23 protein-coding genes are annotated in these 26,804 nt (G+C 59.3%); 12 read left to right on the top strand and 11 right to left on the bottom strand.

The window, feature by feature from the left end:
* Window positions 1-2 precede the first annotated feature (2 nt).
* The 5 genes from BM026_RS22430 to sdhC all read right to left on the bottom strand — a co-directional run bounded on the left by BM026_RS22430 (window position 3) and on the right by sdhC (window position 6,325).
* The gene (locus BM026_RS22430) at window positions 3-2,834 is read right to left on the bottom strand and encodes a 2-oxoglutarate dehydrogenase E1 component (protein ID WP_092247832.1); all 2,832 of its coding nucleotides are present in this window, start codon (window positions 2,832-2,834) and stop codon (window positions 3-5) included.
* A 262-nt stretch (window positions 2,835-3,096) separates the two neighbouring features.
* A complete protein-coding gene (locus BM026_RS22425) occupies window positions 3,097-3,801 on the bottom strand; it encodes a succinate dehydrogenase iron-sulfur subunit (protein WP_003172807.1) in 705 nt (234 codons plus the stop codon).
* Between the two features lie 11 nt (window positions 3,802-3,812).
* The gene (sdhA, locus tag BM026_RS22420) at window positions 3,813-5,585 is read right to left on the bottom strand and encodes a succinate dehydrogenase flavoprotein subunit (RefSeq protein WP_010211741.1); all 1,773 of its coding nucleotides are present in this window, start codon (window positions 5,583-5,585) and stop codon (window positions 3,813-3,815) included.
* Window positions 5,586-5,588: 3 nt separating this feature from the next.
* Window positions 5,589-5,957, bottom strand: a complete 369-nt coding sequence (gene sdhD / locus BM026_RS22415; protein ID WP_003172805.1) for a succinate dehydrogenase, hydrophobic membrane anchor protein — start codon at window positions 5,955-5,957, stop codon at window positions 5,589-5,591.
* The gene (sdhC, locus tag BM026_RS22410) at window positions 5,951-6,325 is read right to left on the bottom strand and encodes a succinate dehydrogenase, cytochrome b556 subunit (protein WP_003172804.1); all 375 of its coding nucleotides are present in this window, start codon (window positions 6,323-6,325) and stop codon (window positions 5,951-5,953) included. The genes sdhD and sdhC overlap by 7 nt, the downstream gene beginning before the upstream one ends.
* Before the next feature lie 365 nt (window positions 6,326-6,690).
* On the opposite strand from sdhC, the gene gltA reads away from it, so the two are divergent.
* Window positions 6,691-7,980, top strand: a complete 1,290-nt coding sequence (gene gltA / locus BM026_RS22405) for a citrate synthase (RefSeq protein ID WP_092247829.1) — start codon at window positions 6,691-6,693, stop codon at window positions 7,978-7,980.
* Between the two features lie 253 nt (window positions 7,981-8,233).
* On the opposite strand, the gene BM026_RS22400 is transcribed toward gltA, so the two are convergent.
* From BM026_RS22400 to BM026_RS22390, 3 genes are all read right to left on the bottom strand, one after another.
* Window positions 8,234-9,892: a cation acetate symporter gene (locus BM026_RS22400; protein ID WP_071489586.1), complete on the bottom strand. Its 1,659-nt coding sequence runs from the start codon at window positions 9,890-9,892 to the stop codon at window positions 8,234-8,236.
* Window positions 9,889-10,200, bottom strand: coding sequence for a DUF485 domain-containing protein (locus tag BM026_RS22395; RefSeq protein WP_016972153.1), 312 nt, complete (start codon window positions 10,198-10,200; stop codon window positions 9,889-9,891). Before BM026_RS22395 ends, BM026_RS22400 begins: the two co-directional genes overlap by 4 nt.
* A 255-nt stretch (window positions 10,201-10,455) precedes the next feature.
* Complete coding sequence (locus tag BM026_RS22390; protein WP_025857941.1) at window positions 10,456-11,307, bottom strand: glycine betaine ABC transporter substrate-binding protein; 852 nt, start codon at window positions 11,305-11,307, stop codon at window positions 10,456-10,458.
* Between the two features lie 331 nt (window positions 11,308-11,638).
* Here BM026_RS22390 and BM026_RS22385 point away from each other — a divergent pair, with 331 nt between their 5' ends.
* Window positions 11,639-13,192 carry a glycoside hydrolase family 17 protein gene (locus BM026_RS22385; protein ID WP_093530108.1) on the top strand — a complete coding sequence of 518 codons (1,554 nt, stop codon included), beginning with the start codon at window positions 11,639-11,641 and terminating at the stop codon, window positions 13,190-13,192.
* 80 nt (window positions 13,193-13,272) lie between these two features.
* Here the strand turns inward: BM026_RS22385 and BM026_RS22380 are convergent, their stop codons facing one another.
* Window positions 13,273-13,641: a hypothetical protein gene (locus tag BM026_RS22380; RefSeq protein WP_093123166.1), complete on the bottom strand. Its 369-nt coding sequence runs from the start codon at window positions 13,639-13,641 to the stop codon at window positions 13,273-13,275.
* A 236-nt stretch (window positions 13,642-13,877) separates the two neighbouring features.
* Between BM026_RS22380 and BM026_RS22375 the strand changes: the two genes are divergently transcribed.
* The 4 genes from BM026_RS22375 (at window position 13,878) to BM026_RS22365 (ending at window position 17,865) form a co-directional block, all read left to right on the top strand.
* Entirely contained in the window at window positions 13,878-15,176 is a 1,299-nt protein-coding gene (locus BM026_RS22375) for a serine/threonine protein kinase (RefSeq protein WP_071488466.1), read from the top strand.
* Entirely contained in the window at window positions 15,169-15,957 is a 789-nt protein-coding gene (locus BM026_RS22370) for an MlaA family lipoprotein (RefSeq protein WP_092247818.1), read from the top strand. Before BM026_RS22375 ends, BM026_RS22370 begins: the two co-directional genes overlap by 8 nt.
* A 125-nt stretch (window positions 15,958-16,082) precedes the next feature.
* Complete coding sequence (locus BM026_RS29010; RefSeq protein ID WP_139217572.1) at window positions 16,083-16,676, top strand: hypothetical protein; 594 nt, start codon at window positions 16,083-16,085, stop codon at window positions 16,674-16,676.
* 310 nt (window positions 16,677-16,986) lie between these two features.
* Complete coding sequence (locus BM026_RS22365) at window positions 16,987-17,865, top strand: hypothetical protein (RefSeq protein WP_093530106.1); 879 nt, start codon at window positions 16,987-16,989, stop codon at window positions 17,863-17,865.
* A gap of 223 nt (window positions 17,866-18,088) precedes the next feature.
* On the opposite strand, the gene BM026_RS22360 is transcribed toward BM026_RS22365, so the two are convergent.
* On the bottom strand, window positions 18,089-19,003 hold the full coding sequence (locus tag BM026_RS22360; protein WP_093514422.1) for a DUF808 domain-containing protein: 915 nt from the start codon (window positions 19,001-19,003) through the stop codon (window positions 18,089-18,091).
* A gap of 134 nt (window positions 19,004-19,137) precedes the next feature.
* Here BM026_RS22360 and BM026_RS22355 point away from each other — a divergent pair, with 134 nt between their 5' ends.
* The gene (locus BM026_RS22355; RefSeq protein ID WP_093530104.1) at window positions 19,138-19,743 is read left to right on the top strand and encodes a TetR/AcrR family transcriptional regulator; all 606 of its coding nucleotides are present in this window, start codon (window positions 19,138-19,140) and stop codon (window positions 19,741-19,743) included.
* Window positions 19,744-19,788: 45 nt separating this feature from the next.
* Here the strand turns inward: BM026_RS22355 and BM026_RS22350 are convergent, their stop codons facing one another.
* Entirely contained in the window at window positions 19,789-20,229 is a 441-nt protein-coding gene (locus BM026_RS22350) for a GlcG/HbpS family heme-binding protein (RefSeq protein ID WP_092247807.1), read from the bottom strand.
* A 256-nt stretch (window positions 20,230-20,485) separates the two neighbouring features.
* Here BM026_RS22350 and gcl point away from each other — a divergent pair, with 256 nt between their 5' ends.
* From gcl to pyk, 5 genes are all read left to right on the top strand, one after another.
* Window positions 20,486-22,261: a glyoxylate carboligase gene (gcl, locus tag BM026_RS22345; protein WP_093514421.1), complete on the top strand. Its 1,776-nt coding sequence runs from the start codon at window positions 20,486-20,488 to the stop codon at window positions 22,259-22,261.
* Window positions 22,262-22,271: 10 nt separating this feature from the next.
* Window positions 22,272-23,054, top strand: coding sequence for a hydroxypyruvate isomerase (hyi, locus tag BM026_RS22340; RefSeq protein WP_071488471.1), 783 nt, complete (start codon window positions 22,272-22,274; stop codon window positions 23,052-23,054).
* An 18-nt stretch (window positions 23,055-23,072) separates the two neighbouring features.
* Complete coding sequence (locus BM026_RS22335) at window positions 23,073-23,963, top strand: 2-hydroxy-3-oxopropionate reductase (RefSeq protein WP_071488472.1); 891 nt, start codon at window positions 23,073-23,075, stop codon at window positions 23,961-23,963.
* A gap of 116 nt (window positions 23,964-24,079) precedes the next feature.
* The gene (locus BM026_RS22330; protein WP_093530102.1) at window positions 24,080-25,360 is read left to right on the top strand and encodes a glycerate kinase type-2 family protein; all 1,281 of its coding nucleotides are present in this window, start codon (window positions 24,080-24,082) and stop codon (window positions 25,358-25,360) included.
* Complete coding sequence (gene pyk / locus BM026_RS22325) at window positions 25,350-26,765, top strand: pyruvate kinase (RefSeq protein ID WP_093514418.1); 1,416 nt, start codon at window positions 25,350-25,352, stop codon at window positions 26,763-26,765. The genes BM026_RS22330 and pyk overlap by 11 nt, the downstream gene beginning before the upstream one ends.
* The last annotated feature ends 39 nt before the right edge of the window (window positions 26,766-26,804 follow it).

The raw sequence follows: 26,804 nt of genomic DNA, 5'->3' as shown, positions 1-26,804 counted from the left end.
CGTTAAACAGTGAAAGCATCTTGCAGCAGTTTTTCCTGCTGCTCGGCGTGCATCGACGCATAACCACACGCAGGTGCAGCGGAAGCATCACGACCGGCATATTCCAGGCCCAGGGCCTTGTTGTGGTTGCCGATGCTGCGACGCAGGTGATGCTGGCTGCTGTACCACGCGCCCTGGTTCATCGGTTCTTCCTGGCACCACACTACGTTAGTGAGGTTGGTGTAAGGCGCGATGGCCTCCATCAGGTCGTCTTCCGGGAACGGGTAAAGCTGCTCGATACGCACGATGGCGATGTCTTCGCGGCCTTCGGCACGACGTTTTTCCAGCAGGTCGTAGTAGACCTTGCCGCTGCACAGGACCAGGCGAGTCACCTTGGCCGCATCCAGCGCGTCGATTTCTGGAATAACGGTCTGGAACGAACCATCCGCCAGATCTTCCAGGGTCGAGATGGCCAGTTTATGACGCAGCAGCGACTTCGGTGTCAGTACTACCAGCGGCTTGCGCAGCGGGCGGATCACCTGGCGCCGCAGCAAGTGGTAGATCTGGGCCGGGGTCGTCGGCACGCACACCTGGATGTTGTGCTCGGCGCACAGCTGCAGGTAACGCTCCAGACGGGCCGAGGAGTGCTCAGGACCCTGGCCTTCATAACCGTGTGGCAGCAGCATGGTCAGACCGCACAGGCGACCCCACTTGTGCTCGCCGCTGGTGATGAACTGGTCGATAACCACTTGGGCACCGTTGGCGAAGTCACCGAACTGGGCTTCCCAGATCACCAGCGCGTTCGGCGTGGTGGTCGAGTAACCGTATTCGAACGCCAGCACGGCTTCTTCGGACAGGAACGAGTCGTACAGGTCGAAACGTGGCTGGCCTTCGTACAGGTGCTTCAACGGAACGTAGGTACTGGCGTCTTTCTGGTTGTGCAGGACCGCGTGACGGTGCGAGAACGTACCACGGCCGATGTCCTGGCCGGTCATGCGGATCGGGTGACCTTCGAACGCCAGGGTCGCGTACGCCATGGTTTCGGCGTAACCCCAGTTGATCGGCAGGCCGCCGGCTTGCATCTTCTGACGGTCTTCGTAGATCTTCGCAACCTGGCGCTGCACCACGAAGCCTTCCGGGATTTCCAGCAGCTTGGCGGACAGTTCCTGCAAGGTCTTCAGGTCGAACGAGGTGTCGTGACGCGCCGTCCAGGCGTGGCCCAGGTATGGACGCCAGTCAACGAACAGCTCTTTGTTCGGCTCTTTGACCAGGCTCTTCACTACATGCAGGCCGTTGTCCAGCGCGTTGCGGTATTCGTCGACTTTCGCCTGAACACGCGCATCGTCAACCACACCGGCCTTGGTCAGGCTCTCGGCGTACAGTTCACGAGTGGTGCGCTGCTTGGTGATCTGCTGGTACATCAGCGGCTGGGTGCCGCTTGGTTCGTCGGCTTCGTTGTGACCGCGACGGCGGTAGCAAACCAGGTCGATCACCACGTCACGCTTGAACTGCATGCGGTAGTCGACAGCCAGTTGGGTCACGAACAGCACGGCTTCCGGATCATCCCCATTCACATGGAGGATCGGCGCCTGGATCATCTTGGCAACGTCGGTGGCGTACTCGGTGGAGCGCGCATCCAGCGGGTTGCTGATGGTAAAGCCAACCTGGTTGTTGATGACGATGTGAACGGTACCGCCGGTCTTGAAGCCGCGGGTCTGCGACATCTGGAAGGTTTCCAGGACCACGCCTTGACCGGCGAATGCCGCGTCACCGTGGATGGAAATCGGCAGGACCTTTTCACCCGTGGTGTCGTTGCGACGATCCTGGCGGGCACGCACCGACCCCTCGACCACTGGAGAAACGATTTCCAGGTGGGATGGGTTGAAGGCCATGGCCAGGTGAACTTCACCGCCGGTGGTCATCACGTTGGACGAGAACCCTTGGTGGTATTTAACGTCACCGGAGCCCAGCTCGACCTTCTTCTTGCCTTCGAACTCGTCGAACAGCTCACGCGGGTTCTTGCCGAAGGTGTTGACCAACACGTTCAGGCGACCACGGTGGGCCATGCCGATCACGATTTCCTTGGTGCCGTAGGAACCGGAACGCTGGATCAGCTCGTCGAGCATCGGGATCAGGCTTTCGCCGCCTTCCAGGCCGAAACGCTTGGTGCCCGGGTATTTGGTACCCAGGTATTTTTCCAGGCCTTCGGCAGCGGTGACGCGCTCGAGCAGGTGGCTGCGTACATCGGCGGACAGCACCGGACGGCCACGCACACCTTCCAGGCGATGCTGGAACCATTGGCGTTGCTCGGAATCGGTGATGTGCGTGAACTCAGCGCCGATGGTGCGGCAATATGTCTGCTGCAACGCTTCGTGAATTTCGCGTAGGCTCGCTTCCTCTTTGCCGATGAACAGGTCGCCGGCACGGAAGGTCGTATCAAGATCGGCATTGGTCAAGCCGTAATGATTGATCGACAGGTCTGCAGGTGCAGGACGCTGCCAGAGCCCCAGCGGGTCAAGCTGGGCCGCCTGGTGGCCGCGCATCCGGTAGGCCTGGATCAGTCGCAATACTTCAACTTGCTTCTTCTCGTGCTCACTGCTCACGCTGCCGGCGGAAACCGGTTGGGCGCGGCGCTGGTTCTTTGCCAGCAGCACAAACTGATCGCGAATTGTTGCGTGCGATACATCGGTGGCAGCGTTGCCGTCTGAAGACAACGTCTGAAATTTGGTGCGCCATTCTTCTGGCACAGCGTTAGGGTCGTGCAGGTAGAGCTCATAAAGCTCTTCCACATAGGCAGCGTTACCACCTGAAAGATAGCCGCTGTTCCACATGCGCTGCATCACGCTTTCTTGCATGCTTGGTCACCCTCGATTTGGGGACACCACCGGCGAAAACACCGAGTTTGCTTGCAAAAGGCCAAGTGCAGCGACCAAAACAAGCCACTTAGGATCACGCTGATAGTTCGGGTACCAACCCGAATGCCCCTGCTTGTCTCATTTCTTCAAAATAAGAGCCGCGGCTTTGTAAGTCGCTGCTCAAGTTAAAACTACGGCGCCGGTTGAAGCCTGCGCCGTAGCATTTACGGGCACAACGGTCCTGCTTTTACTACAACGTCAGTTACACGCCGCTCTGCAGCAGCATGTTACGGATGTGACCAATGGCCTTAGTCGGGTTCAGGCCTTTGGGACATACGTTGACGCAGTTCATGATCCCGCGGCAGCGGAATACGCTGAACGGGTCATCCAGCGAAGCCAGACGCTCGGACGTCTTGGTGTCACGGCTGTCTGCCAGGAAGCGGTACGCTTGCAGCAGGGCAGCTGGGCCCAGGAACTTGTCCGGGTTCCACCAGAAGGACGGGCACGACGTCGAGCAGCAAGCGCACAGGATGCACTCGTACAGACCGTCGAGCTTCTCGCGCTCTTCCGGGGACTGCAGACGCTCGATGGCCGGAGCCGGCGTGTCGTTCTGCAGGAACGGCTTAACTTTCTCGTATTGCTTGTAGAAGATGCTCATATCAACGACCAGGTCACGGATAACCGGCAAACCTGGCAGAGGACGAACGATCAGCTTGTTGCCTTTGACCACGGCGGACAGCGGCGTGATACACGCCAGGCCGTTTTTGCCGTTGATGTTCATGCCGTCGGAACCGCATACACCTTCACGGCAAGAGCGACGATAGGAGAAACCTTCGTCCTGCTCTTTGATCAGTGCCAGTACATCCAGCACCATCAGGTCTTTACCACCGGTATCGACCTGGAATTCCTGCATGAACGGCGCAGCGTCCTGATCAGGGTTGTAGCGATAAACACTGACTTTCAACATGGCAGCCACCCTTAGTAAGTCCGAATCTTCGGTTCAAACGTCGGAACCGTCTTCGGCGAGAAGTTCACGGCACGCTTGGTTACGCGCTTGTCACCCGGGAAGTACAGGGTGTGGCACAACCAGTTTTCGTCGTCGCGATCTTCAAAGTCTTCACGGGCGTGGGCACCACGGGATTCCTTGCGAACCTCGGCAGCGATGGCAGTCGCTTCGGCCACTTCCAGCAGGTTCTGCAGTTCAAGGGCTTCGATACGAGCAGTGTTGAACGCCTGGCTCTTATCGTTGATCTTGACGTTGGCGATGCGCTTGCGCAGATCGGCCAGTTGGGCAATACCCTTCTGCATGTATTCGCCGGTACGGAACACACCGAAGTAGTTCTGCATGCAGCTTTGCAGCTCGCGACGCAGGGTTGCCACGTCTTCGCCATCGGTACGCTCGTTCAGAGCGTTCAGGCGTGCCAGGGCAGCCTCGATGTTGGCGTCGGTCGCGTCATCGTATTCGATGCCGTCGGTCAGCGCTTTTTCCAGGTGCAGGCCGGCAGCACGGCCGAAGACCACCAGGTCGAGCAGCGAGTTGCCACCCAGGCGGTTGGCACCGTGAACCGATACGCACGCCACTTCGCCTACGGCGAACAGACCGTGGATGATCTCGTCCTCGCCTTCGGCATTCTGGGTGATCGCCTGGCCATGGATGTTGGTCGGCACGCCGCCCATCATATAGTGGCAAGTCGGGACAACCGGAACCGGAGCAACCACCGGGTCAACGTGAGCAAAGGTCTTGGACAGCTCGCAGATACCTGGCAGGCGGCTGTGCAGTACTTCTTCGCCCAGGTGATCGAGTTTCAGCAGTACGTGGTCGCCATTCGGGCCACAGCCGTTGCCGGCGATGATCTCTTTAACCATCGAACGGGCCACAACGTCACGACCAGCAAGGTCTTTCGCGTTCGGCGCATAACGCTCCATGAAACGCTCGCCGTGCTTGTTGATCAGGTAGCCACCTTCACCACGGCAACCTTCGGTCACCAGTACGCCGGCGCCGGCGATACCGGTCGGGTGGAACTGCCACATTTCGATGTCTTGTACCGGCACGCCCGCACGCAGTGCCATGCCGACGCCGTCACCGGTGTTGATCAGGGCATTGGTGGTGGACGCGTAGATACGACCTGCACCGCCGGTCGCCAGCACGGTAGCCTTGGCGCGGATGTAGGTGGTTTCACCGGTTTCGATGCAGATCGCGATCACACCGACGAACTCGCCTTGTGCGTTCTTGACCAGATCAACGGCGTAGTACTCGTTCAGGAACGTGGTACCGGCTTTCAGGTTGCCCTGGTAAAGGGTGTGCAGCAGCGCGTGACCGGTACGGTCGGACGCGGCGCAGGTACGGGCAGCCTGCCCGCCTTTGCCGTAATCCTTCGACTGGCCGCCGAACGGACGCTGGTAGATACGGCCTTGCTCGGTACGGGAGAACGGCAGACCCATGTGGTCCAGCTCGAACACTGCAGCCGGGCCTTCCTGACACATGTATTCGATCGCGTCCTGGTCACCGATGTAGTCGGAACCCTTGACGGTATCGTACATGTGCCAGCGCCAGTCATCGTTCGGGTCGGCGGAGGCGATGGCGCAGGTGATGCCACCCTGGGCCGATACAGTGTGGGAACGGGTCGGGAACACCTTGGTGATCACGGCAGTCTTGTGACCGCCCTGGGCCAGCTGCAGCGCAGCGCGCATGCCAGCGCCGCCGCCACCAATAATGATGGCGTCGAATGAAATAGTTGGAATGTTAGCCATGAATCAGATACCCCAAAGAATCTGCACACCCCAGACGAAGTAAGCGAACATCGCGACGCCGCAGACTGCCTGGAAGAGGAAACGTACTGCAGTCGCGGACTTGCCCAGCGCCATCGGCGTCAGGTAGTCGGTCGCGATGGTCCACATGCCTACCCAGGCGTGTGCGCCCAGGGCAACAAGGGCCAGCAGACTGAAGATTCGCATCGCATTGTGGGAAAACAGGCCGTGCCATTGCTCATAGCCAATGCCCGGATTTGCGACGAGGTATCCGATCAGGAAAATGAAATAAGCCGCGAGAACGACCGCAGACACACGCTGTGCCATCCAGTCATAGAGGCCCGAACGCGACAGATTCGTAACGCTGGTTACCATATCCAAACTCCTGCCAGAACGATCAGCACCACGGAAATGGCGATGATGATTTTCGAGCCCAGGCGGCCGCCTTCCAGCGTCTCACCGATGCCCATGTCCATGATCAAGTGGCGCACACCGGCTACCAGGTGATACAGCAGAGCGGACAGGAGGCCCCATGCTACGAACTTGGCCAGCGGGCTGGTCAAGCATGCCTTCACCTCGGCGTATCCTTCCTCGGAACCCAGGGATTTGCTCAATGCATAAAGCATGATGCCCAAGCCCAGGAACAGGATGATGCCGGAAACACGGTGCAGGAACGACGTAACGCCGGTGATGGGGAGTTTGATGGTCCTTAGGTCTAGGTTTACAGGTCGTTGGCTATTCACGGCTTTTTTTCACACTGAAGAGCCCCTAACAATCAGGGCAAAGTTGTTGGGGAGTGCGACTGGTCAGGTAAGCACCACCCAGGGAGTGCGACCCCCAATGAAAGCAAGCCCAAAAGCCCTTGGCGGTCGGTGGCCGAGTATAGACAGTTAGGTTACTAATGACAACGCGCACTCCTCACCCTAATAGCGGATTGCGCTGGGGGAATAAAAGGCGTAAATGGCAGGCAATTTCGAGGAAAAAGTACGGTTAAAGCCTTCTGGTGCAAGACTTTAGGCAAATTGACATCTGGATTTATATCAATATAGTGGTGCGGGCCCTGCGTGGGGGGTCTGTCTGATGATTTGAAGCATAAATAGGAGGCCACATGGCTGACAAAAAAGCGCAGTTGATCATCGAGGGCGCAGCCCCCGTCGAGCTGCCCATTTTAACCGGCACCGTTGGTCCCGATGTTATCGACGTACGGAACCTGACGGCCACGGGCCGTTTCACATTCGACCCAGGCTTCATGTCGACCGCCTCTTGCGAGTCGAAGATCACCTATATCGATGGCGACAATGGCATTTTGCTGCACCGCGGCTACCCGATCGAGCAACTGGCCGAGAAATCGGACTACCTGGAAACCTGCTACCTGCTGCTAAATGGCGAACTGCCAACAGCCGAGCAGAAAGCCCAGTTCGTCAGCACCGTGAAGAACCACACCATGGTTCACGAGCAGTTGAAGACCTTCTTCAACGGCTTCCGTCGCGACGCCCACCCGATGGCCGTCATGTGCGGTGTGGTCGGCGCCCTGTCGGCCTTCTATCACGACTCCCTCGACATCAATAACCCGCAGCATCGCGAAATCTCCGCGATCCGCCTGGTTGCCAAGATGCCGACCCTAGCCGCCATGGTCTACAAGTACTCCATGGGCCAACCCATGATGTATCCGCGCAACGACCTGACGTACGCGGAAAACTTCCTGCACATGATGTTCAACACGCCGTGCGAGATCAAACCGATCAGCCCGACGCTGGCCAAGGCCATGGACCGGATCTTCATCCTCCACGCCGACCACGAGCAGAACGCCTCTACCTCCACCGTACGCCTGGCCGGTTCTTCGGGTGCCAACCCGTTCGCCTGTATCGCCGCCGGTATCGCCGCACTGTGGGGCCCTGCCCACGGCGGTGCGAACGAAGCGGTATTGACCATGCTCGATGAAATCGGCGATGTGTCCAACATCGACAAGTTCATCGCAAAAGCCAAGGACAAGAACGATCCGTACAAGCTGATGGGCTTCGGTCACCGGGTCTACAAGAACCGCGACCCGCGCGCCACCGTGATGAAGCAGACCTGCGACGAAGTGTTGAAGGAACTGGGCATCAAGAACGACCCGCAACTCGAACTGGCCATACGCCTGGAAGAGATCGCCCTGACCGACCCGTACTTCATCGAACGCTCGCTGTACCCGAACGTCGACTTCTACTCGGGGATCATCCTCAAGGCGATCGGCATTCCAACCAGCATGTTCACCGTGATCTTCGCCCTGGCGCGGACCGTGGGCTGGATCTCCCACTGGAAAGAAATGCTCTCCAGCCCGTACAAGATTGGCCGTCCGCGCCAGCTGTACAGGGGCTACAAGTCGCGTGACATCACCCAGTTGGAAGATCGCAAGTAAGCATCGCTGAGTTGCACCGAAGACGGCCTCCCCTAGTGGAGGCCGTTTTTGTTTGTGCCGACTGGGCGACCGCTATCGGGGGCAAGCCCCCTCCCACACTGGGCTCGGTTTACACATGTCTATTTGTGAATACAGTCAAATGTGGGAGGGGGCTCCCCCCCCCGCCGATGACGCGGGTACCCATAACGCAGAACACCAGGTAAAAAAATGCCCCGGCCTTTCGACCGGGGCATTTCCTTATCGGGCTACAACCTTAGTGATTCACCGCCCCACTCGCCCCCAGGCCAGTCTGCGAACGCACAAACTGCGGGAAGTACAGCGCACGCTCTTTCTCTGCCGCCGCCGACTTGTCGGTGATGGAGAAGAACCAGATGCCGACGAACGCAATGATCATCGAGAACAGCGCCGGGTATTCGTAAGGGAAGATGGCTTTTTCGTGGTGCAGGATCGAGACCCAGATGGTCGGGCCAAGGATCATCAGACCAACCGCACTGACCAGGCCCAGCCAGCCGCCGATCATCGCGCCACGGGTGGTGAGGTTTTTCCAGTACATGGAAAGCAGCAACACCGGGAAGTTACAGCTGGCGGCAATGGAGAACGCCAGGCCGACCATGAACGCGATGTTCTGGCTTTCGAACAGGATACCCAGGCCGATCGCCAATACGCCCAACGCGATGGTGGTGATCTTCGAGACGCGAATCTCATCCTTGTCGTTGGCCTTGCCTTTCTTGATCACACTGGCGTACAGGTCATGGGACACCGCCGACGCACCAGCCAGGGTCAGGCCTGCAACCACCGCAAGGATGGTGGCAAAGGCCACGGCCGAGATGAAGCCCAGGAAGATACTGCCGCCCACCGCGTTGGCCAGGTGCACCGCCGCCATGTTGTTGCCGCCAAGCAAGGCACCAGCCGCATCCTTGAACGCCGGGTTGGTGCTCACCAGCAGGATCGCGCCGAAACCGATGATGAAGGTCAGGATGTAGAAGTAGCCGATAAAGCCAGTTGCATACAGCACGCTCTTGCGCGCTTCCTTGGCGTCGCTCACGGTGAAGAAACGCATCAGGATGTGCGGCAGGCCGGCGGTACCGAACATCAGTGCCAGGCCCAGGGAGAATGCCGAGATCGGGTCTTTCACCAGGCCGCCAGGGCTCATGATCGCTTCACCTTTAGGGTGAACCTTGATCGCCTCGGAGAACAACATATTGAAGTCGAAGTTGACGTGCTTCATCACCATCAGCGCCATGAACGAGGCACCGGACAGCAACAGCACCGCCTTGATGATCTGCACCCAGGTGGTCGCCAGCATGCCGCCGAACAGCACGTACATGCACATCAGGATCCCCACCAGGATCACCGCTACATGATAGTCCAAGCCGAACAGCAGCTGGATCAACTTGCCCGCGCCCACCATCTGCGCGATCAGGTAGAACGCCACCACCACCAGCGAGCCACAGGCCGAGAGGCTGCGGATCTGGGTCTGGCCCAGGCGATAGGACGCCACGTCGGCAAAGGTGTACTTGCCCAGGTTACGCAGGCGCTCGGCGATCAGGAACAGAATGATCGGCCAGCCCACCAGGAAGCCGATCGAGTAGATCAGACCGTCATAGCCGGAGGTGTAGACCAGTGCGGAAATCCCCAGGAAGGACGCCGCCGACATGTAGTCGCCGGCAATGGCCAGGCCGTTCTGGAAACCGGTGATCTTGCCGCCGGCCGCGTAGTAGTCGGCTGCCGATTTGTTGCGCTTGGAAGCCCAGTAGGTGATGCACAGGGTCGCACCGACAAACGCGATAAACATCACGATGGCCGATATGTTCAGGGGTTGCTTGTGCACTTCACCGGTCAATGCGTCTGCCGCCCAGACGGCCGGAGCAAAGAGCGAAGCGCCGAATATTGCCAGTAGACGACGGATCATTGCGCAGCCTCCTTGAGAATCGCATTGTTCAGGTCGTCAAACTCGCCATTGGCCCGGCGCACGTAGATGCCGGTCAGGATGAAGGCGGACACAATCAGCCCGACGCCCAGGGGAATGCCCCAGGTAATCGACGAACCAGGGCTGAGCTTGGCCCCCAGCACTTGTGGCCCGTAGGCGATCAACAGGATGAAAGCGGAGTAAAGCCCTAGCATGATCGCCGAGAGAATCCAGGCGAACCTTTCCCTTTTTCTCACCAGCTCCTTGAAACGCGGGCTGTTTTGAATCGAGAGGTAAATGCTGTCGTTCATTGTTTTTATCCTCGCAGCACAGCTTTTTTATTATTGGAACGTATCCACTGTATGCGGCTGCCGTAGAGGTTCCAGACGACCTTAGTCTTAGATCGAGTGTAGCGAGGGTTTGCGGGGGCGCAGGGAGATTTGCGGGAGGCAAAATTAATGTGGGAGGGGGCTTGCCCCGATAGCAGTGTGTCAGCCAGTACATCGATAGCTGACAGATCGCTATCGGGGGCAAGCCCCCCTCCCACAAGGGCATATCAGGGGCTGTTACTTACCGGTCCACTCGGCTACGCGCTCAGGGTGCTTGGCGACCCAATCCTTGGCCGCTGCATCAGGCTTGGCGCCTTCTTGGATAGCCAGCATGACTTCGCCGATTTCGTCCTTGGAGGCCCACTGGAATTTCTTCAGGAAGGCCGCGACTTCCGGCGCTTTCTTCTCCAGGCCCTTGCTGCCGATGCTGTTGACGGTTTCAGCAGCACCATAAATCCCTTTTGGATCGTCCAGGAAACGCAGTTTCCACTTGGCGAACATCCAGTGTGGCACCCAACCGGTGACCGCAATGGATTCCTGTTTGTCTTCGGCGCGGGTCAGCTCGGCGATCATCGCCGCACCCGAGCTGGCTTGCAGTTTGTAGTCGAGGCCGTACTGCTTGATGGCTTCGTCGGTCTTGAGCATCACGCCCGAGCCGGCGTCGATACCGACGATCTTGTTCTTGAAGGTGGTGTCGGTCTTGAGGTCTTCGATGGACTTGGCCTTGACGTACTCCGGCACGATCAGGCCGATCTTGGCATCCTTGAAGTTGGGGCCGTAGTCGACCACCTTGTCCTTGTTCTTGGCCCAATACTCACCGTGGGTCACCGGCAACCAGGCGGACAGCATGGCGTCGAGCTTGCCGGTGGCCACGCCCTGCCACATGATCCCGGTGGCTACCGCTTGCAGTTTCACGTCATAACCGAGCTTGGCCTTGATCACCTCTGCCGCCACGTGCGTGGTGGCAACGCTGTCGGACCAGCCGTCCACATAGCCGATGCTCAGGGTTTTGCTGTCGGCGCTGGCCAGTGTGGAGCTCATCGCAACTACCAGAGTGGCAGCTGCGCCCAAGAGTCGTCGCATCTTCATCGTACTTCCCCGAAAGTGCTGCGCCCGACGGATGCCGAGCGACGTCAACCTGTTGTTATGTGGTGCACCGCGCCCCCGTCACGCGCATCGATCCGGTGTCTGCGGCATCAGTGGAGTGCTGACAGTTCGATCATCAACCTGCCGCGCCCTTCGACCTGCTCTGTCAGCGACCTCATACAAGCAAGAAACGACATCACATAGCCAGCAGGGCATTTTGTAGGACTTGACGCCAAAATCCCGCCCGAACTTTGCATGTCAAAATTATGCGGCCCCACTGGGACGGCCCAAATCCGGGTAAGATGCGCGCCTTTGCTCTCCAGATAAGCCGACCATGCTCGCGACTGCCCGCTTCCCTGCCCTGCCCTATTTCTGCGCCCTGCTCCTCGGCCTGCTGGCCCTGATCGGCTACTGGTATGGCCTCGGCCGCCCCGTAGTGCTGCCCGATGTCGCCAGCGCCACGCACAAGATGCAGTGCGCGTCCTACACGCCGTTCGATAAAGACCAATCCCCGTTTGACCAGCCCTTCACACTGCGCCCGGAACGCATGGACGCCGACCTGGCCCTGCTGGCTACCCGCTTCGAATGCATTCGCACCTACTCCATGACCGGCCTGGAAGCCTTGCCGGAGATGGCACGCAAGCATGGACTGAAGGTGATGGCCGGCGCCTGGGTCAGCAGTGACCCGGTGGCGACCGAGAAAGAAATCGAAGAGTTGATCGCCGCAGCAAACGCCAACCCTGACGTAGTGACCTCGGTGATCGTCGGCAACGAAGCGCTGCTGCGTAAAGAAGTCACCGCCAAACAGCTGGTGACGCTGATCCAGACCGTGAAAAGCCGGATCAAGCAGCCGGTGACCTATGCGGATGTGTGGGAATTCTGGCTGCAACACCCGGAAATCGCGCCGGCGGTGGACTTCCTGACCATCCACCTGCTGCCGTACTGGGAAGATGACCCTTCCGGCATCGACCAGGCGCTCAAGCACGTGGGCGATGTGCGCCAGACGTTCGGCAACAAATTCGCGCCCAAGGACATCCTGATCGGTGAAACCGGCTGGCCCAGCGAAGGTCGCCAGCGCGAAACCGCCGTGCCGAGCCGGGTCAACGAAGCCAGGTTCATGCGGGGTTTCGTGGCCATGGCCGAGGCGAATGGCTGGCGCTACAACCTGATCGAGGCCTTTGACCAGCCGTGGAAGCGTGCGAGTGAAGGTGCCGTCGGTGGTTATTGGGGCCTGTTCGATGCCAATCGGCAGGACAAGGGCATCCTCGCGGGGCCCGTGACCAATGTGCCGTACTGGCCGCTGTGGCTCGGCGTGGGCGGGATCATCCTGCTGGGCACCCTGGTTCTGGGTGGCCGTGTGTGCAGCACGCGCACCGCGATCGCCCTGCCGTTGCTGGGCGCCGTGGCAGCCTGCTCCATCGGCACCTGGGCCGAGCTGACCCGCGTCACCGCGCGGTTCAACGATGAATGGGTGTGGGCAGGCTTGCTGGTGGTGTTGAACCTGCTGGTGCTGGCTCATGCCGCCCTGGCCTTGAGCGCACGGCAAGATTGGCGCGCACGCGCATTCAACTGGCTGGAGCAGCGCGCTGGCTGGCTGGTGGCGACTGCCGGTTTTGCGGGGGCGGTAATGATGCTGGCGCTGGTGTTTGACCCGCGCTACCGCAGCTTCCCGAGCGCCGCGCTGGTGTTGCCAGCCCTGGTGTACCTGGTGCGTCCGGTGACCGGACCGCGCCGGGAGATTGCCTTGCTGGCCTTCATCATCGGTGCGGGTATTGCGCCGCAGTTGTACCGTGAAGGGTTGTTGAACCAGCAGGCTTGGGGTTGGGCGGTAGTGAGCCTGCTCATGACGGCAGCCTTGTGGCGCTGCTTGCGAGTGCGCAAGGTCTAAAACCGCTATCGGGGGCAAGCTTCCTCCCACAGGTGAATGCATTACCAATGTGGGAGGGGGCTTGCCCCGATGAGGCCCTATCAGGCAACGCGGGGCTTCCTGACCAACCGCAACCCCGCGATTACCACCGCAAACACCGCAAACGTGGTGTTATACAACGCCAATGCCGGCAACCCGAACGTCATCCCCAGCACCGCCAACCCCCAGCCCACGCGGCCAGGCACAAAAAACGCCAGCACCGACGTGATCAGCGCGGTCCAGCCCAGCACCTTGAAGTGGATCATCAGGCCAAGGTTCGAACGCAATTGGCATTCCCAGCGGCTGGCTTCATCCACGCAAATGCCCACCCACTGGCCGTCCTCCATAAAGCCATAGCGCGCACCGTAACTGGCAGCCAACCATAGTGGCAGGGCAATAAGCAGCAAAATCAACGGTAAACGACGGGACATGGGCCACTCCGATAGGCAAAAACGGCGCTCAGCTTAATGCTCCGACAGCCGTTAGCAAGGCGCATACACACAATTAGTATTCATCAAAGCGCGGCAAAGTGTATCTTCTCGCTACTATTACCCCGATTCCGACGTTATTTACCGACTTTTCGTGCCGAGTGCTGGCACTTCGGCGACGACGCGGTGGTCATAGCCTGCGAACTTCATTAAGCACGTTTCCTCCTAGGGATTAAGTCATGCTCCGTTCCTTGCGCTGTGCTGCCCTGCTGGGCAGCCTATTTCTGAGTGCGTCAGCACTGGCCGTCGATATTGACCAGGCCAGCTATGGCTACCCTTTGACCAACCCGTTTGAAGCGACCATCGCCACCACACCGCCCGATCTTCGGCCAAAGTTGCCGAGCGATGACGAGATCAACCAATCCGACTACACCCTGAACATGCGCCCCGAGCGCGAGTTCAGCCTGCCGGACAACTTCTGGGCGGTGAAGAAACTCACCTACCGCATCGCCAAGCAGGACCGAGCGGCGCCGCTGATCTTCCTGATCGCCGGTACTGGCGCGCGGTTTGACAGCAGCCTCAACGAATACCTGAAGAAACTGTATTACCAGGCCGGCTACCATGTGGTGCAACTGTCGTCGCCCACCAGCTTCGACTTCATCAGCGCCGCCTCGCGCTTCGCCACCCCCGGTATCACCCAGGAAGACGCGGAAGACATGTACCGCGTGATGCAAGCCGTGCGCGCGCAGAACGCCTCGTTGCCGGTCACCGACTTCTACCTCACCGGCTACAGCCTGGGCGGCCTGGATGCGGCGTTTGTGGCCAAGCTCGACGAGACCCGTCGCAGCTTCAACTTCAAGAAAGTCTTGCTGCTGAACCCGCCCGTCAACCTCTATACCTCGATCACCAACCTCGACAAGCTGGTACAGACCGAGGTCAAGGGCATCAACAACACCACCACCTTCTATGAGCTGGTGCTGAACAAGCTGACCCGTTACTTTCAGCAAAAGGGCTACATCGACCTCAACGACGCCCTGCTGTACGACTTCCAGCAGTCCAAGCAGCACTTGACCAACGAACAGATGGCCATGCTGATCGGCACCTCGTTCCGTTTTTCAGCGGCCGACATCGCCTTTACTTCGGACCTGATCAACCGCCGTGGCCTGATCATCCCGCCGAAGTACCCGATCACCGAAGGCACCAGCCTTACGCCGTTCCTCAAGCGTGCGCTGCAATGCGACTTCGATTGCTACCTCACCGAACAAGTGATCCCGATGTGGCGCGCGCGCTCCGATGGCGGCAGCCTGTTGCAACTGGTCGACCAGGTCAGCCTGTACGCCCTCAAGGACTACCTGCACAACAGCCCGAAAATCGCCGTCATGCATAACGCGGACGATGTGATCCTCGGCCCTGGCGACCTCGGTTTCCTGCGTAAAACCTTCGGCGATCGCTTGACCGTCTACCCGCTGGGCGGCCACTGCGGCAACCTCAATTACCGCGTCAACGCCGACGCCATGCTGGAGTTCTTCCGTGGCTAAATATCTTCTGCTGCTTGCCGCCTTGATGTGCGCAGGCGTGGCCAATGCCGACAACAGCAAGGCCCATGAGCCGGTCAACGTGGATGCCGACGGTTTCAAGGAACCGCTGAGCAAGCTCAAGTTCAACCCAGGCCTGGACCAGAGGGAGTTCGAGCGCTCATCGCTCACCGCACTCAACGTGTATGACCCGCTGGAGTCGTGGAACCGCCGCGTGTACCACTTCAACTACCGCTTCGACCAATGGGTGTTCCTGCCGGTGGTCAACGGCTACACCTATGTGACCCCCAGCTTCCTGCGTACCGGCGTCAGCAACTTCTTCAATAACCTGGGCGACGTGCCCAACCTGTTGAACAGCCTGCTGCAACTCAAGGGCCACCGCTCCCTGGAAACCACCGGGCGCCTGCTGGTCAACACCACCCTCGGTATTGCCGGCCTGTGGGACCCGGCCACCGCCATGGGCCTGCCGCGCCAGAGCGAAGACTTCGGCCAGACCCTGGGCTTCTACGGCGTGCCTGGCGGGGCGTATCTGGTGCTGCCGATCTTCGGTCCATCCAACCTGCGCGATACCACTGGCCTGATCGTCGACTACGGCGCGGAAACCCAGATCAACTTCCTCAACGTGTCGGAAGTCAGCTCCAACCACCCGGAAATATGGGCGTTGCGTGCGGTGGATAAACGCTATCAGACCAGCTTCCGGTACGGGCAGATGAACTCGCCGTTTGAATATGAGAAAGTGCGGTATATATATACTGAGTCTCGAAAGTTACAAATAGCCGAATAACATAAATTCAGCAAATACAGGGCTACCCGGTTATTCGGGGAGCCCTTTTTTATTGCCAAAGAATTTCAACATAACCAGTAAAAACCTCGCCTCGCGCCGTGCTGTTTTCATGGAACCGCCCAGCCATGCAACGCACTAATACTGCGCAACCGATACATTTTTCGGTCTCGCCAGAAAAACAGAAAATATACTTAATCAAATGGAGTTGTTTATTTATGACCACTATTAGAAACGACCACAGCGCATCCAGTTTTACCCCTCCACCTCCGGCTACGATTTCAACAGCCCCAGTTCATCTCGGGCATGTGACCAGTCATGACCAAGACACATTCCATCTTCGTCTCCTTAAACAGGTCCTTGAACACCCTCTTTTTTCAACTCTAGACAAAAGCGGAAAACCAGAGGGGGCTCACTTCCTGGACCTTAATAAATTTTATAAACAATTGGGTGGCAATTGGAACGACAAATCTCTAAGTCCGCTTCAGCGATTAAGCCTTGCGTTCAAGGCACTGGTTGTGCTTGAAAGTATTGACAGCATGGGCGGCGCTCACTCCAAGCAAAACGACAATAAAATCGATGGCGTCATGCGCAATCGACAGACGTTAGAGTCTCGCTATATTTCCAATACCGTACACGCAAATTCGGAATTCATGCGTTTATTGGATTATTGCGAAAGGGGAGAAGAAGCGTTGTCGGGCGATATCGTTAACCGGCGATAAGACTTCGCGAAGCATAACTTACAGACGGTAGAGCAAACACTTCTTAGAAGGCCATTCGATTGAATGGCCTTTTTATTGCAAACAGAACACCCTACAACCAATACCTCTCACGCCTAATAGCTTTACATTCTTCCCACGACTGCAACGACACATTCCATACGAGGGAAAATGCCTTTCTTATAAATATTACAAACCATACACGTCAGGAACTGTCGCCGCCTCATCCACCAATCACTTTGCGAGGACAGCAAATGGACTCCAGCTTGACCTTCAATATCCGCTACATTCAAAATCACACAAGGATTATCACATGCCGTTTTCTATAGCCCCCGCCGCTCAAAAGTTTTTTTATACGGAACCCTCATTGCCTTCACAGCCTTCGAATCGTTGCGACCACGTAAAAAATGAGAAAGCAGAAAAAACCCCTTATCTTTCGTCTCTACGCCACGAACTCTCCTATCCCATCATTCACTTTGATCCGGTGACTAAAAAGTATGCGGTATCCAAACCCATCGACTTGTTAAAGAGGCAGGTAGGTGACTGGGATGATAAGAGTCGCAGCGTTGAAGAGAGGGAGACTTCCCGTCAGAAAGCCAACGAAACAATCAAACATTTTGATCAAAACGGTAATCAAAAAATCGACGGAGGTCGAACGTTTATTAACGCTGGGCCATATCACTTAGTGTCTGAATTGGCTAAACCGGGCTCTGAACTTGAAAAGTTCTATGAATACCTCACCTCCAAAGAACTACCAAAAGATCACCCACCCGCGACTGCCCCCAAAGAAAGACTCCGCAGCCCTGAACAAATAAAAAACGGGCCTTATTATTCGTCAATCAAGCACCGTATGAACGAGGAAATCGAGTACATAGATCCTCAAACAAAGAAATTAACAATAATTCGTTTAATCGACGCGATTAAGGCGCGAATAGGTGACTGGGACGCGACGGGGCTCAGCAAGAAGGCGCAGGCGAAAATATTGGACCGATTTGAAAAAGAGATTCTTATCCCAATCGATAAAAAAGGCGGAACGTCTTCTACCGCAGGTAACCAAGAAATCGACTTCCCTCCTCCGAATAGACTAATAGACAGAAAGATACGTCCCCACAGTATTGACGAACTGACCCTGCCGGGCTCAGAAGCAGATGTTCTTATGAGCTGGGCGATTTTTGGTGACCCTGTAAAGTAACGCCAGACGACTTCTTAACACCAATGGAGTTTTACTCTTTATTTGGCAGGTCCGGTTGTGAAGCTGAAAAACTCCTTGAATGGGTCCCCCACCAGGATTGAGCGCGTCCCGTCTTGATGAGTAGAAGCCTGCGCCAGCAACACCTGACGGGTTCAGCACGCCACTCAGAAAACCTGTCCGCCAGAAAGGCCATTCGATTGAATGGCCTTTTATTGCCCACGGATCAAGCCCTCGCGGCGTTCCAGAGCTTGCCCACTGCGCTGACCACCGCCAGCACCACCGCTCCCGCAACAATTCCCGCAATGCCGTTGAGCACCACCGGCACCAACCACGCCACCCCGCCCGCACCCTGGCTGACCGTTTCAATCCAGTGATGCACCACCGGCACGCCATGAGTAAGAATCCCACCGCCGACCAGGAACATCGCCGCCGTTCCGATCACCGACAGGCTTTTCATCATGTACGGTGCCGCTTGAAGGATGGCACCGCCGATACTGCGCGCCACCTGACCGGGCTTGCGGGTAAGCCACAGGCCCAGGTCATCCAGCTTGACGATACCGGCCACCAGTCCGTAGACGCCCACCGTCATGACGATGGCAATGCCGGACAGCACGATCACCTGCTGCATCAGCGGCGCATCGGCCACTGTGCCGAGGGTGATGGCGATGATTTCGGCGGAAAGGATGAAGTCGGTACGAATGGCACCCTTGATCTTGTCCTTTTCGAAGGCCACCAGGTCGGTTGCCGGATCGACCACGGCCTCGACCAACTGCGCATGTTCAGCCTGGTCCTGATCCTTGCTGTGCAGAAACTTGTGCGCGAGTTTCTCGAAACCTTCGAAACACAGGTAGGCACCGCCGAGCATCAATAAGGGCGTCACCGCCCACGGCGCGAACGCACTGATCAACAGCGCTGCGGGCACCAGGATCAACTTGTTGACGAAGGAGCCCTTGGCCACCGCCCACACCACGGGGATTTCCCGTTCGGCGCGCACGCCGGAGACCTGCTGGGCATTGAGCGCGAGGTCATCGCCCAGCACCCCGGCGGTCTTCTTCGCCGCCATCTTGGTCATCAGGGCAACGTCATCGAGTACCGCGGCGATATCGTCGATCAACACCAACAAGCTGCTTCCTGCCATGAATCGGGCTTCCGTAAGAGTGAGATGGCGCGAGCATAACGCGGCGCAAGGCCCGACGGGCAGATTGTTGAGGCGCGCGGATAGCCGGTGCTACCATGCGCAACCGCCAGTCTTGGCAAGGAAACTCCAGGTTTATGAGCACCATTCGCGAGCGCAACAAAGAAAAGATCCTGCGGGCGGCGAGCGAGGAGTTCGCCGACAAGGGCTTCGCCGCGACCAAAACCAGCGACATCGCCGCCAAGGCCGGCCTGCCCAAGCCCAACGTCTACTACTACTTCAAGTCCAAGGACAACCTCTACCGCGAGGTGCTCGAAAGCATCATCGAGCCGATCCTGGCCGCCTCCACGCCATTCAATCCGCAGGGCGACCCCAAGGAAGTCCTGAGCAACTACATCCGCTCGAAAATACGCATTTCCCGCGACCTGCCGTTTGCCTCCAAGGTGTTCGCCAGCGAAATCATGCACGGCGCGCCGCACCTGAGCGCTGATCAGGTCGAGCAACTGAATGCCCAGGCCAAACACAACATCGCGTGCATCCAGGATTGGGTGGATCGTGGCATGATCGCGGCGATTGACCCCAATCACTTGATGTTCAGCATCTGGGCGGCCACACAGACCTACGCGGATTTCGACTGGCAGATCTCGGCAGTGACCGGCAAGGCCAAGTTGGATGAAGCGGATTACGAGGCGGCGGCGCAGACCATTATCCGGTTGGTGCTCAAGGGCTGTGAGCCGGAATGACACACCGTGTGTGTGTGTGCCAATCGGGGGCAAGTCAACACAAAATCAAGCTGACACCCCGGCATCCGCCATCAACCCCACCCCCTCGATCGCCGTGATCGCACACTGCTCATCAATATCCGACGTATCCCCGCTGATCCCGATCGCGCCCAGCACCACACCTTCCTGACTTCGAATCAACACCCCACCCGGCGCTGGCACCACACTGCCCTGCCCCAGGCTGTTCAATGCGGCGATAAAGGCCGGGCGTTGCTGCGCGTCCAGCGCCAGCAGGCGTGACCCCTTGCCCAGGGCAATCGCCCCCCAGGCCTTGCCAATGGCGATCTGCGGGCGCAGCAAGCTCGCGCCGTCCTCCCGTTGCAGGGCGATCAAGTGACCGCCGCTGTCGAGTACCGCGATGGTCAGCGGCGCCGCCGCAACACTGCGCCCTGCAGCAAGGGCCTGACTGGCCAGTTGGGTGGCAATTTTCAAGGTTAAAGCGCTCATGGTGCCGTCCTTCTTTTGTTATTGGGAACGCGGTGCAGGTCTGAATGATCAGATGCTCCACCCGGCAAATAGAACACAATGACTTTTATTTTTGTATACAATATTTTCGCACAAAAGCTCCATACGTCGAAAAAAGCCGTTCCGACGAACGCAAAGGCCAGTTTATAAAATGCATTGACCTGCGCAGCCCGCCGTGAATACACTTTGGACAGACACCACTTGTATACAATTACAAAACGCAAGAGGCACCAAAATAATGAGCAAAATGAGAGCAATCGAAGCCGCCGTCCTTGTCATGCGCCGTGAAGGCGTAGACACCGCCTTCGGTATCCCAGGCGCCGCGATCAACCCGCTGTATTCGGCCTTGCAGAAGGTGGGTGGCATCGATCACGTCCTTGCTCGCCACGTTGAAGGCGCCTCCCACATGGCCGAGGGCTACACCCGCACCAAGGCCGGCAACATCGGCGTGTGCATCGGCACGTCGGGCCCGGCGGGCACCGACATGGTCACGGGTCTTTACAGCGCCTCGGCCGATTCCATCCCGATCCTGTGCATCACCGGGCAAGCGCCCCGCGCCCGCATGCATAAGGAAGATTTCCAGGCCGTGGACATCACCAGCATCGTCAAGCCGGTGACCAAGTGGGCAACCACTGTCCTGGAGCCCGGCCAAGTGCCGTATGCCTTCCAGAAAGCCTTCTATGAAATGCGCTCCGGCCGCCCCGGCCCGGTACTGATCGACCTGCCCTTCGACGTGCAGATGGCCGAGATCGAATTCGACATCGACGCCTACCAGCCGCTGCCCCTCGCCAAGCCTTTGGCCACCCGCTTGCAGGTGGAAAAAGCCCTGGCCCTGCTGGACCAGGCCGAGCGCCCGCTGCTGGTGAGTGGCGGTGGCGTGATCAACGCCGACGCCAGCGAGCTGCTGGTGGAATTCGCTGAGTTGACCGGCATCCCAGTGATCCCGACCCTGATGGGCTGGGGCACCATCCCTGACGATCATCCGCAGATGGTCGGCATGGTCGGCCTGCAAACCTCCCACCGGTATGGCAACGCGACGCTGCTCAAGTCGGACGTGGTGCTGGGCATCGGTAACCGCTGGGCCAACCGTCACACCGGTTCGGTGGAGGTGTACACCGAGGGCCGCACGTTCATTCACGTCGACATCGAGCCCACGCAGATTGGCCGCGTCTTCACCCCGGACCTGGGCATCGTCTCCGACGCCGGCTCCGCCCTGACAATGTTCATTGAAGTGGCCCGCGAGTGGAAAGCTGCCGGCAAACTCAAGGATCGCAGTGCCTGGCTGCACGACTGCCAGCAGCGCAAGGCCACCCTGCACCGCAAGACGCACTTCGACAACGTACCGGTCAAGCCACAACGTGTGTATGAAGAAATGAACCAGGTGTTCGGCAAAGACACCTGCTACGTCAGCACCATCGGCCTGTCGCAGATTGCCGGCGCGCAGTTCCTGCACGTGTACAAGCCACGCCACTGGATCAACTGCGGCCAGGCCGGCCCATTGGGCTGGACCATCCCCGCCGCCCTCGGCGTGGTCAAGGCCGACCCGAGCCGCAAGGTGGTGGCGCTGTCCGGCGACTACGACTTCCAGTTCATGATCGAAGAACTGGCCGTGGGCGCGCAGTTCAAGCTGCCGTATATCCACGTGGTGGTGAACAACTCCTACCTGGGCTTGATCCGCCAGGCCCAGCGTGGGTTTGAAATGGACTACTGCGTGCAGCTGTCCTTCGACAACCTCAACGCCCCGGAGCTCAACGGTTATGGCGTAGACCACGTGGCCGTCGCCGAAGGCCTGGGTTGCAAGGCCCTGCGCGTATTCGAGCCAGGCCAGATCGCGCCGGCACTGCGCCGCGCCGAGGCAATGATCGAAGAATTCAAGGTGCCGGTGATCGTTGAGATTATTCTGGAGCGCGTGACCAATATTTCCATGGGCACCGAGATCAACGCCGTCAATGAATTCGAAGATCTGGCGCTGGTCGGCAATGATGCTCCGACTGCCATTTCCCTGCTCGATTAAGGAGAACCCTATGCCGCGTTTCGCCGCCAACCTGTCCATGCTGTTTACCGAACAGGACTTCCTTGCCCGCTTCAAAGCGGCTGCCGATGCCGGTTTCCAAGGGGTCGAATACCTGTTCCCGTATGAATTCAGTTCCGCTGAAATCAAGGCGCAGCTCGACGCCAACGGCCTGACCCAGGTGCTGTTCAACCTGCCGGCCGGTGACTGGGCCAAGGGTGAACGCGGCCTGGCGTGTCACCCGGACCGCGTCGAAGAGTTTCGCGCCGGGGTCAAGCTGGCCATCGCCTACGCCCAGGTGCTGGGCAACACCCAGATCAACTGCCTGGCAGGCATCCGCCCACACGGCGTTGATGACGAAACCCTGGAAAAAACCTTCGTCGCCAACCTCAAGTACGCCGCTGAAAAACTGCAAGCGGTGGGCATCAAGCTGGTGATGGAAGCGATCAATACCCGCGACATCCCTGGCTTCTACCTGAACAACACGGCGCAGGCCCTGTCGATTCGCGAACAGGTCGGCAGCGACAACCTGTTCCTGCAGTACGACATCTACCACATGCAAATCATGGAAGGCGACCTGGCCCGCACCATGGCCGCGCACCTGGGCGAGATCAACCATATCCAGTTGGCGGACAACCCGGGGCGTAACGAGCCGGGCACCGGTGAGATCAACTACCGCTTCCTGTTCGAGCATCTGGACCGCATCGGCTACACGGGTTGGGTCGGCTGTGAATACAAGCCGTTGACCACCACCGAAGCGGGTTTGGGTTGGTTGAAGACCCATAACGCCATCTAATAAAAAGAGGATTCTTTCATGGCTAAAATCGGATTCATCGGCACCGGCATCATGGGCCAACCCATGGCCGCGAACCTGCAGAAAGCAGGCCACCAACTGTTCCTCTCCGAGCACCACGGCAAGGCCCCGCAAGCGCTGATCGACGCTGGCGCCGTGGCCCTGGCCAACCCGCAGCAGGTGGCGCAGGAAGCCGAGTTCATCATCGTGATGGTGCCGGATACACCTCAGGTGGATGACGTGCTGTTCCGCAAGGACGGCGTCGCCGCAGGCCTGTCGCCGAACAAGGTGGTGATCGACATGAGTTCGATCTCCCCCACTGCCACCAAGGCATTCGCCGCGAAGATCAACGAGACCGGCGCGCAGTACCTGGACGCGCCCGTGTCCGGTGGCGAAGTCGGCGCCAAGGCCGGCACCCTGAGCATCATGATCGGTGGCGAGCCGCAGACCTTCGAACGCGCCTTGCCGCTGTTCCAGGCCATGGGCAAGAACATCACGTTGGTGGGCGGCAATGGCGATGGCCAGACCGCCAAGGTCGCCAACCAGATCATCGTGGCGCTGAATATCCAGGCGGTGGCCGAAGCATTGTTATTCGCGTCCAGGAACGGTGCCGACCCGGCCAAGGTGCGTGAAGCCCTGATGGGCGGCTTTGCCTCGTCGAAAATCCTCGAAGTGCATGGCGAACGCATGATCAAGGGCACCTTTGATCCGGGCTTCCGTATCAACCTGCACCAGAAAGACCTCAACCTGGCACTGGCCGGGGCCAAGGAGCTGGGCATCAACCTGCCGAACACCGCCGGTACGCAACAGGTGTTCAGCACTTGCGCCGCGATTGGCGGCGGCAACTGGGACCATTCGGCGCTGATCAAGGGCCTGGAGCATATGGCGAACTTCTCGATTCGCGATAAATAACCCCTGATGAGCTGCAGTCAAATTGTGGGAGGGGGCAAGCCCTCTCCCACATCTGGTCGCATATCAAGCCTGAAATTGACGCACCTCTAATAACAAAAATCCCCGGGAGCCCGCTTATGTCGGTCGATCCGCAACACCTGCTTCGCGCGCTGTTTGCCACAGCCATCGACGCCGCCCACCCCCGGCAAGTCCTCGAACCCTACCTGCCCGCCGACCGCAGCGGCCGTGTGATCGTGATCGGCGCCGGCAAGGCCGCCGCCGCCATGGCGCTGGTCGTGGAGAACTGCTGGCAGGGCGACGTCAGCGGCCTGGTGGTCACCCGTTACGGCCACGGCGCACCCTGCAAAAAAATCGAAGTGGTCGAAGCCGCGCACCCGGTGCCCGATGCGGCGGGCCTCGCGGTGGCCAAGCGCGTTCTGGCATTGATCGGTAACCTCAGTGAAGACGACCGCGTGATCTTCCTGCTGTCCGGTGGCGGTTCCGCCTTGCTGGCACTGCCCGCCGAAGGCATCACCCTGGCCGACAAACAGGCCATCAACAAAGCCCTGCTCAAATCCGGCGCCACCATCGGCGAGATGAATTGCGTGCGCAAGCACCTCTCCGCGATCAAGGGCGGCCGCCTGGCGAAAGCCGCATGGCCGGCGACGGTCTACACCTATGCGATTTCCGATGTGCCGGGCGATCAGGCCACGGTGATTGCCTCCGGCCCCACGGTGGGCGACCCGAGCACCTCGCAACAGGCCCTGGCGATCCTCAAGCGCTACCACATCGGCGTTCCCGCCTCGGTGCGCAATTGGTTGCAGGACCCGGCCTCGGAGACCGTCAAGCCAGGCGACCCGGTGCTCTCGCGCAGCCACTTCCAATTGGTCGCCCGCCCGCAGCAATCTCTCGAAGCCGTGGCCGTGAAAGCGCGCCAGGCCGGGTTCAGCCCATTGATCCTCGGCGACCTGGAAGGCGAAGCGCGGGACGTGGCCAAGGTACACGCCGGCATTGCCCGGCAAATCGTGCAACACGGCCAGCCGCTGGCGGCGCCATGCGTGATCCTCTCCGGTGGCGAAACCACCGTCACCGTGCGCGGCACTGGCCGTGGCGGGCGCAACGCGGAGTTCCTGCTGAGCCTCACCGATAGCCTCAAGGGCCTGCCCGGCGTATACGCCCTGGCCGGTGATACCGACGGTATCGACGGCTCGGAAGACAACGCCGGCGCCATCATGACCCCCTGCAGTTACCGCCGCGCCGAAGCCCTCGGCCTGTCGGCCAGCGACGAATTGGACAACAACAACGGCTACGGCTATTTCGCCGCCCTCGACGGGTTGATCGTCACCGAGCCGACGCGCACCAACGTCAACGACTTCCGCGCCATCCTGATCCTTGAGACTGCCCAACATGACGCCTGACAAGAAGGTCAAAATCCTCGCCACCCTGGGCCCGGCCACCGACGGTATCGATGACATCCGCGAACTGGTGGAAGCCGGGGTGAATATCTTCCGGCTCAATTTCAGCCACGGCGACCATGCCGACCACGCCCAGCGCTACCAATGGATCCGCCAGGTCGAGCGCCAGCTGAATTACCCGTTGGGCATCCTCATGGATTTACAGGGGCCGAAGCTGCGAGTCGGGCGTTTTGCCGAGGGCAAGGTGCAACTGGTGCGCGGCCAGGCCCTGCGCCTTGACCTGGATCCGACGCCGGGCGACCAGCGCCGGGTCAACCTGCCCCACCCGGAAATCATCGCGGCGCTGGAGCCGGGCATGGACCTGCTGCTGGATGACGGCAAGCTGCGTCTGCGGGTCATCACCAAACATACTGACGCCATCGACACCACCGTGCTCAATGGTGGCGAACTGTCGGACCGCAAAGGCGTGAACGTCCCACAAGCCCTGTTGGAACTCAGCCCACTGACCGCCAAGGATCGGCGCGACCTGAGCTTCGGCCTGGAACTGGGCGTGGACTGGGTGGCGCTGTCGTTTGTGCAGCGCCCGGAGGATATCCGCGAAGCCCGCGAGCTGATCGGCGACAAGGCCTTCCTGATGGCCAAGATCGAAAAGCCCTCGGCTGTGCAGCACCTGCGGGAAATCGCCGAACTGAGCGACGCCATCATGGTGGCCCGGGGCGACCTGGGCGTGGAAGTGCCGGCCGAGAGCGTGCCGCAGATCCAGAAAGACATCATCCGTACCTGCCGCCAACTGGGCAAACCGGTGGTGGTGGCCACACAGATGCTGGAGTCGATGCGCTTCTCGCCGGCGCCGACCCGTGCCGAAGTCACCGATGTCGCCAACGCCGTGGCCGAAGGCGCGGACGCGGTGATGCTGTCGGCGGAAACGGCGTCCGGCGAGTACCCGCTGGAAGCCGTGCAGATGATGAGCAAGATCATCCGTCAGGTGGAAAACGGCCCGGACTACCAGACCCAGCTCGACGTCAACCGGCCCAAGGCGGATGCCACGGTGTCGGACGCACTCAGCTGTGCGATCCGCCGCATCAGCAGCATCCTGCCGGTGGCGGTGCTGGTGAACTACAGCGAGTCGGGCAGTTCCAGCCTGCGCGCGGCCAGGGAGCGGCCAGTGGCGCCGATCCTCAACCTTACGCCGAACCTGTCCACGGCGCGGCGCTTGAGCGTGGCGTGGGGCGTGCACTCGGTGGTCAATGACCGCCTGCGCCAAGTGGATGAGGTGTGCTCCACGGCACTGGAGATAGCCCAGGCACAGGGCATGGCGGAGCGTGGGGATACGTTGGTGATTACGGCAGGGGTGCCGTTCGGGCAACCGGGGTCGACCAACTCGCTGCGTATCGAGACGCTGATTTAGCGTCTGTAAGGCCCTCATCGGGGGCAAGCCCCCTCCCAC

Source organism: Pseudomonas sp. NFPP24 (assembly GCF_900112095.1).
Taxonomy (GTDB): Bacteria; Pseudomonadota; Gammaproteobacteria; order Pseudomonadales; family Pseudomonadaceae; genus Aquipseudomonas; species Aquipseudomonas extremorientalis.
The sequence above is the reverse complement of the archived record's forward strand: the minus strand, read 5'-3'. Positions and strand labels throughout refer to the sequence as shown.